General features: G+C 35.5%; 9 protein-coding genes. 4 read left to right on the top strand and 5 right to left on the bottom strand.

The annotated features are described in order from the left end of the window. Positions 1 to 22 precede the first annotated feature (22 nt). On the top strand, positions 23 to 430 hold the full coding sequence (locus OOK89_RS03675) for a nucleoside deaminase (protein WP_264719318.1): 408 nt from the start codon (positions 23 to 25) through the stop codon (positions 428 to 430). Between the two features lie 71 nt (positions 431 to 501). Here OOK89_RS03675 and OOK89_RS03670 read toward each other — a convergent pair whose 3' ends face one another. Continuing rightward, positions 502 to 3,219, bottom strand: a complete 2,718-nt coding sequence (locus OOK89_RS03670) for an ankyrin repeat domain-containing protein (RefSeq protein WP_264718722.1) — start codon at positions 3,217 to 3,219, stop codon at positions 502 to 504. 249 nt (positions 3,220 to 3,468) lie between these two features. Further along, the gene (locus OOK89_RS03665; protein WP_264718721.1) at positions 3,469 to 4,674 is read right to left on the bottom strand and encodes an MFS transporter; all 1,206 of its coding nucleotides are present in this window, start codon (positions 4,672 to 4,674) and stop codon (positions 3,469 to 3,471) included. A gap of 189 nt (positions 4,675 to 4,863) precedes the next feature. Between OOK89_RS03665 and OOK89_RS03660 the strand changes: the two genes are divergently transcribed. The 3 genes from OOK89_RS03660 to OOK89_RS03650 all read left to right on the top strand — a co-directional run bounded on the left by OOK89_RS03660 (position 4,864) and on the right by OOK89_RS03650 (position 8,147). Beyond that, positions 4,864 to 5,457 carry a hypothetical protein gene (locus OOK89_RS03660; RefSeq protein WP_155968505.1) on the top strand — a complete coding sequence of 198 codons (594 nt, stop codon included), beginning with the start codon at positions 4,864 to 4,866 and terminating at the stop codon, positions 5,455 to 5,457. Between the two features lie 353 nt (positions 5,458 to 5,810). Beyond that, positions 5,811 to 6,908 carry an ATP-binding protein gene (locus OOK89_RS03655; protein WP_264718720.1) on the top strand — a complete coding sequence of 366 codons (1,098 nt, stop codon included), beginning with the start codon at positions 5,811 to 5,813 and terminating at the stop codon, positions 6,906 to 6,908. A gap of 240 nt (positions 6,909 to 7,148) precedes the next feature. Further along, positions 7,149 to 8,147 carry a pyruvate dehydrogenase complex E1 component subunit beta gene (locus OOK89_RS03650; protein ID WP_012673123.1) on the top strand — a complete coding sequence of 333 codons (999 nt, stop codon included), beginning with the start codon at positions 7,149 to 7,151 and terminating at the stop codon, positions 8,145 to 8,147. Here OOK89_RS03650 and OOK89_RS03645 read toward each other — a convergent pair. The 3 genes from OOK89_RS03645 to OOK89_RS03635 all read right to left on the bottom strand — a co-directional run bounded on the left by OOK89_RS03645 (position 8,123) and on the right by OOK89_RS03635 (position 12,619). Further along, positions 8,123 to 8,497, bottom strand: coding sequence for a TrbC/VirB2 family protein (locus tag OOK89_RS03645; RefSeq protein ID WP_006279664.1), 375 nt, complete (start codon positions 8,495 to 8,497; stop codon positions 8,123 to 8,125). The genes OOK89_RS03650 and OOK89_RS03645 overlap by 25 nt on opposite strands. A gap of 855 nt (positions 8,498 to 9,352) precedes the next feature. Continuing rightward, the gene (lepA, locus tag OOK89_RS03640) at positions 9,353 to 11,149 is read right to left on the bottom strand and encodes a translation elongation factor 4 (protein ID WP_264718719.1); all 1,797 of its coding nucleotides are present in this window, start codon (positions 11,147 to 11,149) and stop codon (positions 9,353 to 9,355) included. A 75-nt stretch (positions 11,150 to 11,224) separates the two neighbouring features. After that, positions 11,225 to 12,619 carry a malonyl-CoA decarboxylase gene (locus OOK89_RS03635; protein WP_264718718.1) on the bottom strand — a complete coding sequence of 465 codons (1,395 nt, stop codon included), beginning with the start codon at positions 12,617 to 12,619 and terminating at the stop codon, positions 11,225 to 11,227. Positions 12,620 to 12,893 lie beyond the last annotated feature (274 nt).

The following is a 12,893-nucleotide window of genomic DNA, read 5'->3' as shown; positions in this document are numbered from 1 at the left end:
CCTAGTGTTTAAATATCAATATATGGAGCTTGCCATAGAGCAAGCCAAACTCGCTCAAAAAAATGATGAGGTGCCCATAGGTGCTGTAATAGTGAGTGGAGACAATATCATTTCTTCTGCACACAATATATCCAGCGATCCAACTGCACATGCAGAGATGTTAGCGATCAGACAAGCATTTTCAACTTCCACGCTTTGTGATGCTGATATGTACGTAACATTAGAACCATGTCCGATGTGTGCTCAAGCTATTTCCTTTGCCAGAATTAAACGATTGTACTTTGGAGCTTATAATCCAAAAGGTGGAGGAATTGAAAATGGTGCTAAGATATTTCAATTTTGCAGCCATATACCTGAAGTTTATGGTGGGATATTAGAAACAGAATGCTCTTTTTTGTTAAAGGATTTTTTTGAGAAATTGAGAACATAGTTTAAGTCTATCAATTGTCATTTGCTTGCTTATCTCTGAAACTATCTTCACTTTTTTCCATATAGCCGCCTCTAGTCTAACTGTGCAGATCGATTTGCTGCCACGTGCGTAATAAGTACAACATTAGAGTTGCTAGATAAATTATTATTAGTACCAGCTTCAGCGGCCAAATAACGACCATCTTCAGTACATGTGAGTATATAATTTAATAGTGTTGCGGCTGCTTCCCTATCATTCAGTTTTGGGTCCAAACAATAATCTATCAATTTACTAATTGACTGTTTATTTGTAACTCGACCCTCAAACTCCCTGAGAGATCCTACTCTCTCTCCTAAGTTTATAACGAATTGCTGCGTTTCTTCAGGTGTAAGTTTACCTACTCTGTAATCTAACTCATTTGCGGTTCTTGCACGTTCTACTTCTTCGTGTCCATAGCAGCCTAATAGGTTACTTATTGCCTGTACCATACCATTTAGACTATTTGCAAGTTCTACTCCTAATATCCTATACAATGACTCTTGTACCGATGTCGTATAAACTTCATCAATCACTTCTTTTATGCAGACCAGAGTATAGATTATAAATTTTCTTTCTTCTCTTGATTCTGATAGGTTCTTTAAAATATCAGTAAGAGTTGGTACTATAACATTCCGCACAACTTCTTGATTTCTTATTAAGTTTGGTACTGTATTTTTTAATACCTTAGCCCACTGCTTATCTTCAGGCAATCTTCTTTCACTTATGGCAGTTAAAATTGTACTTCCAAGAGTTGGATCAGTTATTGCCTGAGAAATAGCATACGATACTTCCAATGATAAATGGTAAACAAGCGATAATAGATGTAAATTGGAAATAGGAATGCTGGAGCGTATCTTTAGAACATCTTTAACAGCAGCATAGAATTTCTTTAAAGTACTAGAATCTCTAGCACCTTGAAGTTCTTCAAAATTACTTAACTTATTAATGAGATTTTCTTGTATATTTTGAAATCTTACTTCAATTAATTCCTTTTTGGATGTTATTTTTTTAGCTACACTTTCAGTCTTTTCCTTTACTTCCAGGTATAGTGCGCCTACTTCTGCTCCTTTTTCTGCTATAGTTGATAACACGCTAAACAAATCATCAGCCGCTTCTTCTAGACTTATGTTAAATGCAGCATTATTAACAATTACCTCGTGTTTGCGTTCCCCTTTTACTTTTTTATATAATACAAACAGAGACATAGATGCTATTGCAGTCAAAAAGAGGGTTACAGCTACTATTACTAACACTAGCGGAGACATTTTAATTAGAGTAAACGTGGCTGCAGCTCCCACACCAAGCGAAAACATCGCTACACATCCAACCGCTACTTGGAAATACAACTTACAGTTTTTCTTATTATTTGAAATGTTTGCGTTATTTGGAATGTCTGCTCTGTTTCGTAAAAGAAACCCGATACCTTCTATATCTCGATCCTGAAGAGCTTGTATCAGTAAAGATGATCCATTATGCGAAACATTCGCTCCTAGATCTATACAAGATTGAGCACTATCAAATAATTTATTGTTGAAAAAATACTCCAATAGTGTTTCACCAGAAGGCAATTTGAAATTTTTTACTAACTGCATGTTTTCACTCTGATCACCTCTTTCTATATATAGCTTGAATAAATACACAGCTTCCCTAGGAGCTATTCTTGCGTGAAAAGCATATTCAAATGCTGTAAGGTTATCATGATTTTTGATATAGAGACCTGCACCATTCTTAAGAAAATCATAAAAAGTAGCGTCAGCTGTATAGGTTTCATCACATTCAATTAAGCGCTGCTTAATAAAATTGACAACAGCGTAATGTAATGAGCTATTTCCATTATTATCTGGTATATTAACGTTAACTCTTTGTTTTATGAGATATTTTGCATGGCCCAACTTATCTTGAATAATTGCATTTAGTAATAACGTTCTTCCTTCAGCATCTTGAGAATTTACTCCTTCATGTGCTCCCCTTTCAAGCAATAGCACAGCATTTTCAACATCACCTTTATTAACATTAATGTTAGCACCATTTTTTAGCAACCAATCTATAACCTCTTCCTTCTCGCATCTGTCCTCAATCTCTAATGCTTTTGTAAGCACATCAAAGCAGTAGTTATGGTCAGAAACAAGTTTATTTAAATCTAATTCCCCTATATTAAGGTTGCGTGAGTATAAAAACTTTTCACTATGTTGTGCTCCATATTTTTGCAGCAAGCTATACATTTCACTGCCATATTGAGCATAATCCAAAGCAGTACAACCATCATTATCCTTAGCATTTACTTCTATTTTTTGACATAACATAGACAATGGCAAAAACCTTGCTACCAGGTACTGAGACACTTCTTTTTCATTAGCTTCTAAAAACAACTCAACAACTTTTCTATTTTCATTCCTAACAGATCTATGCAGTACAGTACGATCGCTAGCATCTATAGTATCAATCCTACTGCCATTGCTTATTAATGAACTTATAACTTTTGATGAGCATTTTTTTTCTATAGCAACGTCTAGAATAGTTTTGCCATTTTTTGTAGCATTTATATCTAAATCTTCCTTGATAAGCTGCTTAATTCTGTTTTCCCTATCGGTGCTGTTTTTTATTCTCAACACATCTTCAAAGTACTCAAAATTAGACCACGCATCACACAATGCTTCATTTTCTACTGATTTTTGTATTCTTTCTGAGTAAGCAATATCTGAATGAACAGCATTTCCTGCTTGTTCACGTACTATATTAATTCTATTATTATTTTCTGTATCTGTTGCCATATACCCTCTATAAAGCCTAACTTATATCATACTATATTTGTGACGCTTGTAAAGACTTAAATTTACAGTTGGAAATACTGTTTTTTTAGACGAATAGAATAAGAAATTAGTGTTACGCATAAAAAAGTTTATCATGGCATGTGTTTTTGATCGTTCTAATTTTTCCGCAATAAAATTTTCTCATTTAGCGAGATTAGCGCATTTTTCACACCTTTTTTCAACTTAGGAGAATACACACTTAAGAGAAAACTAAGACCAATCAAATTTCTTATCTTGCGGTTTTATTTGCAATATTGCTACCACACTGATCAATAAGCAGAAGACTACATAAAGCCCAGCGGCAAAGTTTACTTGAGGAAATGTTATAGTAAACCAAGTGCATATCATAGGAGTAAATCCTCCATGTAACGCATAAGAGATGTTACGTGATAAACTCACTCCACTAAATCTAACATTGGTAGGAAAAAGTTCAGCAGCAACTATTCCTATAGGATTTATACCCCTTTCTATTATAGAAAGAGCCATTACACCAAGCATAATTATAAGATAACTTTTATAGTAGTATGCAGTAGATAACACAGGACAACACAGTACCATTGTGATCACTGTAAATAAGATTGTAGTGCGCTCTTTTCCTACTTTATCAGCTAACATTCCGAGCGCTATTGAAGATACCGGCATTAATATACTGGTTATAATGAGCACAATTTCATTGACATATGTTGTTACATACGTCTCAACCGACACTATTTCTTTTGCAATTGTTCGAAGAAATATGGTAAATCCAACAACAACATTAACAGGTACAGATATTAAAATAGCAAGTATCAGAGCTCTCTTGTAGCGTTTTATAAGCTCTATTATTGGCAAATCAGATAAATTCCTTTGTTTTCGATTTTCTTCATATGCTGGAGTTTCTCCTAATGTGTATACACTATATGCGCTGATTAACCCCAAAACAAATGAAAAAGTAAACGGCAACCTCCAACCCCAAGCGTTAAAATCAGTGTTTTTTTTGCAGATGATCACTACAATCACAGAGAGCAAGATGCCAATGGAGCGACCAAAACTTATTATTCCAAAAAACATTCCTAGTTTTTTCTTATTAGGTAAATGCTCTATGAGATAAACAGAACTGCCTCCTTGTTCAGCGCCAAGCGCAATCCCTTGTGTCACATGGATTGCAAGAAGCAATATAGTAGAAGTTATACCTATTTTGCTATAACTTGGAATAAACGCAACGAGACTAGACGGAATCGATATTAGCAAGATAGCAATCGTTAATGCCATTCTCCTTCCATACCTGTCACCAATGTGACCAAATATGAATGCGCCAAGTGGCCTTACCATAGCACCCAGTCCTGCAATTCCAAACAATTGCAGTATTCTGTTGTAAACATCTTTTGCACAACAAAACTCTCTACTAATTATGTTAACCAGATCGATAAAGAGCATATGGTCATACCATATTGCGATTCTGCAGAGAATAGCTGATATCAACACCCTTGTTTGCACTAAATTTAATTTGTAAATGTTTGCTTATTTCATTGTGGCTGCTTTTTGGGATTTTGCAACCTAAGGTGTGGGTTGACTTTTTTATTATGGTGTGTGAAACTAAAATGTTATTAACATAGGGACAAAGTTATGGTGGGTGTAATTTATTTAGCGATGCTGGGCGTGGCAGCAATAATAGGAGCTATAATAGGCACTTTAATAGGTCTCTTACTAAGTTTCACTAGTCTTTCACCTCTGATAATAGGCGGAACTGTTGGAGCCATCTATGTAGTGCCATTAATTGCAGCTTTCATAACAATTCTTTTGTATCCAATTCCATATGAGCGTCATAGCGGGTTAACATTAAAAGAAACTGCGTGTCTAGCTGGCTTGTTTATTGGAAGTGTTGCAGCCGGAGTTGGCCTTGTTGCATGTGGCTTGACTCCAATAATTAAAGTAGATTCTTTATCGTCTTTATCAACTACAGTTAGTTCTTTGTTAGCTATGGGAGCTACAATACCAGTACTTCTGATTGCAACTGCAATTGGAGTAGCTATTGTAATCGAGCTCGCTAAGCAAGCTAAGGAGTACATATCAGGTAAAATAATGCAAGCAGAAAAAGAACCTGTGACTGATACACATGAAGAACCAGGCTCTAAAATGGAAGAAGCAAAAGAAGAAAAAACTGCTAGAAATAAGCAGGCAGTACGGGAATGTTCAAAAAACTCACCTCAACCTGGTTAAAATTTTCCTTAAAAGACAAATACAGAAAAACAAGAATATCAATAGCTTATTGTTTTAGCATTTACGATAAAGCAGTAAGCATTTTAAGACTAGTTACTAATTTAGTAAAATTCAAGACTTTCAATAATTTACCTAAAATCTAATCCAGAATTCGGGTTAATAATAAAATCTTGTTTTTTGAAAATGAATTTGGTAAACTTTAAAGATGTATGTGACAATATGGTGATATATTGTTTTTAGTATTTAATAAATTAAAGTACGTACTTGATAATTTTTCTGAACGCTCTAATCAAGCTAAAATAGGTAAGCTAGATAAAATTATTCTTAGTTTAAAATTGGTATAAGGTATTAAGATGAAAAAAATTGAAATTTCAGAATTACTAAAAAGAATTTCAATCTGTTTACTATGCGTGGTAACTATTGTCTCTATCGCTTTTTTGTTTGCCTATATGCATACAATGTTGCTTAGTAAAGGGTATGAGTTAGCTGCACATTATGTTAGTGAAGCTATGCCTTGTGTGTTACTTGTCGTTCTCCTTTTTATTGTTTGGTTTGTATATGATCAAGTATTCAGCAAACTAAAGGAAGTAGAGCTGCCTATATCGATAGAATTAGCTAATTCAGATGATAAAAGAATAACATTTGCTGATGCTATAATTGATGACTCCTTAAGACAACGGTTGCAGATGATTTGCTGTGACCAAATGACAGAAGAAATGCGCAAGCTGTTTGGAAATAAAAGTATTAATTCACTAAGAGGTTACATATTATATGGCCCTCCTGGAAATGGTAAAACACTTATCGCTCGTGCAATTGCAGGTGAATCAAATATGAATTTCATAAGCATCTCAGGTCCTGAACTTATTGGAGTATATATTGGTCATGGTGCACATGCTGTACGCGAGCTTTTTAAAATAGCAAAAAAATATTCTCCTTGTATAGTCTTTATAGATGAAATAGATGCAGTTGCTCAAAAAAGAAGTACCGCTAATAACTCAGCTTACCATTGTCGAGAGAGTTTAACACAGTTGTTAACTGAAATAGATGGATTTAAGAGCAGAAAAGATATAATAGTAATTGGTGCAACTAACCTTATCGGTGGTATAGATCCAGCACTTATTAGACCTGGACGTTTAGGTCAGAAGGTTTATGTCCCTAATCCAAACATAGAGGTGAGACAAAAGATATTGGCACTTTATATGCGAGGTACAAAAACTGATGAAAAGCTAAGCCTCCAAGACATTGCAGACAAGACTGAAGGCTATTCTGGGGCTGAGTTGGAGCAATTAGTGAATGAAGCAAAAATTAGCGCTGGTGCGCAAAGACGGCTTATAGTGAGTGAGGAAGATTTCAGTTACGCGCTTCACAGGTTAAGTCCAGAACAAGAAAGAGATAGAATAAAGTTAGTTTCAAACGCGAAGACACAGATAGAAGTATCTTATTCTATTTAGAGTATAAAACTATCATAAATTTTTCTGTTATTCCCAAGTGAATTATTATTAACTTAGCAGTATATATTATTAAAAACACAAGCAATACAATCATTTTTAGCAACCAAAACCAGCAAGCGTGAGAAGATTTTTTTTTGGAATGAGTTGGTCATGATGTTTGTAAAACTTAATTTGTACACTTTACTTACCCCCAGTAATTCTGATATAGTTACTTTAGTTAAAGTCTATAAAAGTTTATAAATGGCAACCTTAAGTGTAAGAGAAGCTTTATGCACAGCAATTAGAGAAGAAATGCAAAACGACTCTGATGTGCTTATCATGGGTGAAGAAGTTGCAGAGTATGATGGTGCTTATAAAGTAACGAAAGGATTACTGAAAGAGTTTGGAGAAAACAGAGTAGTTGATACGCCTATTACCGAACATGGATTTGCTGGCCTTGCTGTTGGAGCGGCATTTGCTGGATTAAAGCCAATAGTCGAGTTTATGACTTTTAATTTTTCTATGCAAGCTATTGACCAAATTGTGAATTCCGCAGCAAAAACAAATTATATGTCAGGCGGACAACTTGGATGCCCTATAGTATTTCGTGGACCAAATGGCGCTGCAGCAAGAGTTGCTGCACAACATTCTCAATGCTTTGCAGCTTGGTATTCGCATATACCGGGGTTAAAAGTAATAGCACCCTATTTTGCCTCAGATTGCAGAGGTCTGCTTAAAGCTGCAATTCGTGACCCTAATCCGGTAATATTTCTAGAAAACGAAATAGCTTATGGACATGAGCATGAAGTTTCTGACTCTGAGCTATCAAACAAAGATTATCTACTTGAGATAGGCAAAGCTGCTGTTATACGGGAAGGAAAGGATGTAACTATCACTGCTTTTTCATTAAAATTAATGGATGCCTTAAATGCAGCAGATTTACTTTCGAGTGAAGGTATAGAAGCTGAAGTTATTGACCTCAGAACCTTAAGACCACTTGACACTCAAACTGTTATTAACTCTATTCAGAAGACTAATAGGTTAGTTAGTGTAGAAGAAGGATGGCCATTTGCAGGAATAGGAGCAGAGCTGTCAGCCGTTGTTATGGAACAAGGATTTGACTACCTTGATGCTCCAGTTGTACGCGTAACTGGCAAGGACATCCCCTTACCTTACGCTGCAAATCTAGAAAAAAAAGCATTACCGCAAGTGGAAGATATAGTTGAAGCCGTGCATCAGGTCTGTTTTAGAAAAAAATAGTTCTTTTTTGTGTCTCCTGTTCCGCATTGGTCCATCAAAGAAGTATTTCCAGTGCCGCCTATACCACCCATTACTTTTATGACGATAGTTTTAGCACCGAAAAATACAGCACAAAATATACCGAGTGCAAAAAGAGCTGGCCATGGCATTCTACCAAATATCGCAAGCAAAGCTGCACCTATTATCACTACGGTCATAAGCGGTCCGCCTATTCCCCAAACGTAGCCAATAATGTTACATATTACTTGAGCAGTTGTATCAGTATTAGTGTCAGCGGCAGCACTCCCAACATGAGAAAAAGAAATAAATAATACTATAAAAAGAATATTAAAAACTTTCCTAGGGTTCATCTCTATACCTTAAATTTAGATATTGCAATTATACCTAAAATACTATAATTTTTAGTAAAACTAGCATAAAGATTGAATAACAAACAGTGCCACAAAAGTAGTTGACACACAACTGCACAAATATTGTAATATAGACATAGTAAACGATATTATTCCAGTGCTTGACGCTGGAATCCAGACTTTAATTGTTATATTTATAAATAAGTCTGGAACGTTCATCTCAAATGCAGTATTTTTGTTGAAATAGCTCAACTGGATCCCAGTGTCAAGCACTGGGATGACAGCAGTCCTACGTCATACCGCCGCGGTATCTCAGCCGCTAACAAGTAGCGGGATGACGGTTGTCGTTTAGCCATAAACATTAAGAAATTTACCAAATGGAAAAAAAAGGCAAAAGAAGCCCCGTGGTTGGCTAATTACTTACATTATACTTTCAAGTATGGCGTTTTTTTATTCTAAATGCTTAATAACCGCGATTCAGTTGCTTTTAAACCGCAACTAATCTAAATTAGAAACATTAAGAAATTTACTAAACAGAAAAAAAGGCAAAAGAAACCCTAGGGTAGCTAGTTATTCACTATCCATTTTTTAAGTTGGCGTTTTTTTATGTTTTAAACGCTTTATAAGCGCGTTTCAGCTTATGTAGGTAGAAGTTTGATAAAGACATAAGGTGCACATAGTGCAAAAAATTAAACATGAGACGCCAGATACGTGAGTTTTTTTGTCATTTAATCTGTACAGAGAAGATAAATAAATAGCTTCAGTTTCATGATAAGGGGGCTGGCGGAGTTTGTCAAGTAAGTTTTTTCGTTTCTAACGGTTGTTGCCAAAAACTATACAAGAAGTCTTTTAAGATCAATCACTTATCTTCAAGGCTTGAATAAAAGCATTCTGTGGAATATTTACGTTCCCTATAGAATGTAACCTTTTTTTACCTTTCTTTTGCTTTTCAAGTAGTTTCATTCTTCGCGTTACATCTCCACCATAGAGTTTAGCTGTTACATCTTTTCTGTATGGGTTAATCGTTTCTCTGGCAATAATTTTTCCGCCCACTGCCGCTTGAATCGCGATTTTATATTGCTGACGTGGTATTAAATCCTTCAAGCGTGCACATATTTCACGCCCCCTTTTTTCTGCTCTGCTTTTGTGAGCGATACAAGCCAGTGCATCTACGGGCTCTCCATTAATTAAAAAGCTTAATTTATCTATTTGGCTTACCAGATAGCTGGAAATTTCCCAATCCAAACTTGCATATCCTTTGGAAATTGATTTTAATCGATCATAAAAGTCAAAAACAACTTCAGACAGTGGTAATTTATATCTTAACAATGCTGTTGTTGTGTTACCAATGTAAGATAAATCCTCCTGTTCTCCCCTCCTTTCTTCACATAGAGATAGAATCTCTCCCAAGTATTGGTCAGGGACCATTATTGTTGCAGTAATCCACGGCTCTTCCACCATTTCAATTTTCGTTGGATCTGGCATATCACTTGGGTTATGAATATTCAAAACTTCACCACTTCGTGTTGTAACCCTATATATAACACTCGGTGCAGTTGCTGTTAGGTCTAAATCAAATTCTCTCTCGAGCCTTTCTTGAATAACTTCAAGATGCAACATTCCCAAAAAACCACAACGAAATCCATAGCCTAGTGCATTTGAAGTTTCAGCTTCGAAGGTAAAACTTGCATCATTTAAATGTAACTTTTCTAGAGCTTCTCTTAGATATTTAAAATCATCCGTTTTATGAGGAAAAATGCTACAAAATACCACAGGATGCACTTCTTTAAATCCAGGAAGTGCTTCACTACAAGGTCTCTTTTCCTCAGTGATAGTGTCTCCTACCTTGCAGTCTGCTACTTCCTTCATTGAAGCAGTTATAAAACCAACTTCACCCGCTGAAAGTTCACCCGTCATCACTTTTTTAGGGGTGAAAATACCGATATTATCTATCTGATATGTAGCATTATTAGACATCATAACAATTCTCATGCCTTTTTTTAGCACTCCATTTTTAACTCGCACTAAAATTACTACTCCTAAGTAAGTGTCATACCAACTATCAACTAAAATTGCTTGCAATGGAGCATTTACATCACCTTGAGGAGCTGGAAGTTTTGCTACTATTGCTTCCAGTACATCTTTTATTCCAAGTCCAGTTTTTGCTGATATTAAAACTGACTCACTTGCGTCAATACCAATTATTTCCTCAACCTGGAGTTTTACCCCTTCTGGATCTGCAGCAGGAAGATCAACTTTATTGAGCACAACTATTATTTCATGGTTGTTGTCAATAGCTTTATACACATTTGCAAGGGTTTGTGCTTCAACACCTTGACTGCTATCTACTATTAAAAGTGAACCTTCGCACGCTGCTAAGCTTCGACTCACTTCATATGAAAAATCAACATGACCTGGAGTGTCCATGAGATTTAGGCAATATTGATTCCCGTCGTTTGCCGTATAATTGAGTTTTACCGTCTGTGCCTTAATTGTAATGCCACGTTCACGCTCTATATCCATTGAATCGAGTATTTGATTGATCATTTCTCTTGCTTCAAGGCCGTTACATTCCTCTATTAAACGATCAGCAAGCGTTGACTTACCGTGGTCTATATGCGCTATTATTGCAAAATTTCTTATGTTGTTCATTTATGGCTATTTTACTTAAGTAGAACCATTTTACATTTTAAGTGTTGTGAGGGCAATCCTTTATTAAGAGACTATTTACTCCTTCAACATAGACGACACTTTTTTCGAGCAGGAAATCACTTTATTAACCATATAGTTTTCATGATTATTATCTATTTTAGGCAACTCATACAGATAATTTACCATCATTCCAGCCGACTGACTAATGCCCTTTTCAGAAGTATCCGCCATCCAGTTTAGTTGTTTTATCGATGCACCATTGCTTAAATGAAAATGCGCCACCTGGTCATAAGCATTTCCATTGCTATTATTCACTTTTAGTAAATAATATGCACATAGTTTAAGCATGTATTGTTTAGTTTCATTTGTACATTCAACATTAGTTTTTAATTGCTCTGCACTTTCTAAAATTTCTGCACTAGATTGTTTTATGTTTAGTTTGCCCAATAAAGTGACATCTTGGTTTAGATTGTTTTTTAGCCATTTCGTAAAGCCAGGTATTGGAGAAAGAGTTGCATATGTTTTTATACTTTTAAACTCCTGTGATAGCTTTTCTACAACCCTTTTGATCAAAAAATTACCAAGGCTGATTCCAGATAACCCTGCTTGAGTGTTTGATATTGAATAGAATATAGCAGTGCTTGCATTACTCGGATCATTTGAAGGTACTGACTCATCTAAAAGGTGTTGAATGCTATCTGCAATCTTATCCACCAATGCAACCTCTACAAAAATTAGAGGTTCGTTTGGTATCTTGTAATGAAAAAAAGCAAAACAGAGACCCAGCCTGTTTTTTAAGTCATCCCAAGAGGAAATTTTATGCACAGCCTCATATTTTATAAGTTTTTCTAACAATGATGCAGGTGAATCCCAGGTGATTTGACGAAGATCAAGTAGATCAACATCAACCCAAGTATAGAGTATATTTTTTAATTCGCTTTCTAGTGGATTCAAGCTTCTATATTGGTTCTTTAGCTTAAGCACATCAGAACGCATATCAACAATAAACTTAAGGCCTTCTGGTAAAGAAATAAATTGCTTCAATATTTTAGAACGTGGTGATTCAAGAATTTTTATTAAATCCTGCTCAAATTTATAGTTTAACTCGGGATCTTGGTTTTTCTTATACTCTCTAATTTTCTCATCTATTTCCACTTTATTCGGATTAAATTTTTCTGCCAGGGTTTGTAGAAATTTTATTTTACCTTTCTCTGATAAGCTCAAGTACAGATTACCAAGAGATACAGCGTTCTTACGTGCTGAAACCTCCCCTCCCTTTGGATTTAAGCACTCGTTCATCTTCAAGACTAAACTATCGATATCGCGACTGTTGCTTAAATCAGGACTGATGTTACCAATCCACGATCTTACAGCATCTGCCACTCCACCTAGTATTTTAAAAAAGCTTCTTACCGCCTTTTTGTCTTCAACTTTCACTATATCAGTTTTTACCAATGATTCTTTTGTCATAGATTCCCTTTATTATACATAGCTAATGCAAGTCAGGGTCATACCGCCGCGATATCTCTAGATCCCGCTAACAAGCAGCGGGATGACGGTTGTCGGTAAACCCAAGTTATTTTAGCTACATATAGCTTAAGTTAAAGGAAAATTTTAGCTACATAGCAGGCACTATTACTGAATTATTAATAATTCAGTAATACAATAGACTTCTTGCACTACCTCCCAAGCCACAACTGTCATTCAGTAGAAACGAAAAAACTTGCTTGACAAACTCCGCCAG

The sequence above is a fragment of the Wolbachia endosymbiont (group A) of Lasioglossum morio genome, assembly GCF_947250585.1.
In the GTDB taxonomy this organism is placed as follows: domain Bacteria; phylum Pseudomonadota; class Alphaproteobacteria; order Rickettsiales; family Anaplasmataceae; genus Wolbachia; species Wolbachia pipientis.
The sequence above is the reverse complement of the archived record's forward strand: the minus strand, read 5'-3'. Positions and strand labels throughout refer to the sequence as shown.